This is a genomic window from Methanobrevibacter arboriphilus JCM 13429 = DSM 1125 (assembly GCF_002072215.1).
GTDB lineage: Archaea > Methanobacteriota > Methanobacteria > Methanobacteriales > Methanobacteriaceae > Methanobinarius > Methanobinarius arboriphilicus.
The window spans coordinates 1-1,501 of the sequence record NZ_JXMW01000036.1; the positions used below are offsets into that span (position 1 = coordinate 1).

1 protein-coding gene is annotated in these 1,501 nt (G+C 29.4%); it reads right to left on the reverse strand.

Annotation, left to right across the window (positions count from 1 at the left end; translation table 11 throughout):
- A partial coding sequence (locus MBBAR_RS10375) for a hypothetical protein (protein WP_158082584.1) occupies positions 1-1,501 on the reverse strand: 1,501 nt, incomplete at both ends.

Sequence of the window (1,501 nt, forward strand, 5' to 3'; positions counted from 1 at the left end):
GAAACCTAAATATTTAGCATCACCATTGAAATTAAGTACAACTGTAATTTTTCCAATGCTTTTGGGTTTATAAGTTAAATACCAGTAACCATTGTAATTGGTTTTCACTAAATGTTTTTTACCATCAATAGTGATTTCTAATTCACTATCAGCTATTGTATTATCTTCCTCATCGAGAAGAACACCACTTATAACAGTAGTTTTCCCTACTCTAAAGTCAGCTGAAAGGTCAATACTAGAATATGTAGCTAACTTATTAACATTGAAGTTAGTATTATTGGTAAAACTAGTGTAATTTTCATTACCTTCCCAAGTAAGATTAATAGTAAATTCACCTGCATGAGTTGGAGTGTAATTAATATTCCAACTACCATTTTCAGCAGTTGTTACATTAAAGTTTTCACCATCAATAATAACAGTAATAGTAGTATTAGCTATTGGATTACCATTTTCATCAGCTAAAACACCATCAATTATTATAGAATCTTCAACCTTAATATTACTAGGAATATTAATAGAAGAATTAGCACCATTCTTAGCCACTAAAAAGCTAGTCACATTAGTAAAAACAGTATAATTCTCATTACCAGCATAAGTAACATTAACAGTTATGTTTCCTGTGCGGTTAGTTGTGTAATTAAGACTCCAACCACCAGTAGAATTAATAATAACATTATTATAAACATTACCATCAACACTAACAGTCAAAGAATCAGAGCCATTACCAACATAACCAACAAGCTCACCAGAAATAGTAACATTGTTGCCAATATTCACTGAATCTGGATTAACAACAATACTAGAATTAGTATCATTCAAAATCACAGTAAAACTACTTGTATTAGTAAAACTAGTATAATTCTCATTACCATTAAAACTAACAATTACTGTTATATTACCTGTTTTGTTAGTTGTGTAATTAAGATTCCAACCACCAGTACTATTAACAGAAATATCTGTGTAAATATTACTATCAATAGTAACATTAACACCAGTTATACCAGTAAAATTATCCAACTGACCAGAAATAGTAATATTATTACCAATACTCACAGGATTTGGATTAACAATAATAGTAGAATTAGTACTATTCCTTAAAACTTCAAAACTAGTACTATTACTAAAAACAGTATAATTATCATTACCAGCATAAGTAACATTAACAGTTATAGTTCCTGTACGGTTAGTTGTGTAATTAAGACTCCAACCACCAGTAGAATTAATAATAACATTATTATAAACATTACCATCAACACTAACAGTCAAAGAATCAGAGCCATTACCAACATAACCAACAAGCTCACCAGAAATAGTAACATTGTTGCCAATATTCACTGAATCTGGATTAACAACAATACTAGAATTAGTATCATTCAAATTCACAGTAAAACTACTTGCATTAGTAAAACCAGTATAATTCTCATTACCAACATAAGTAACACTAACATTTATGTTTCCAGTACGATTAGTTGTGTAATTAAGACTCCAAACACCCGTAGAA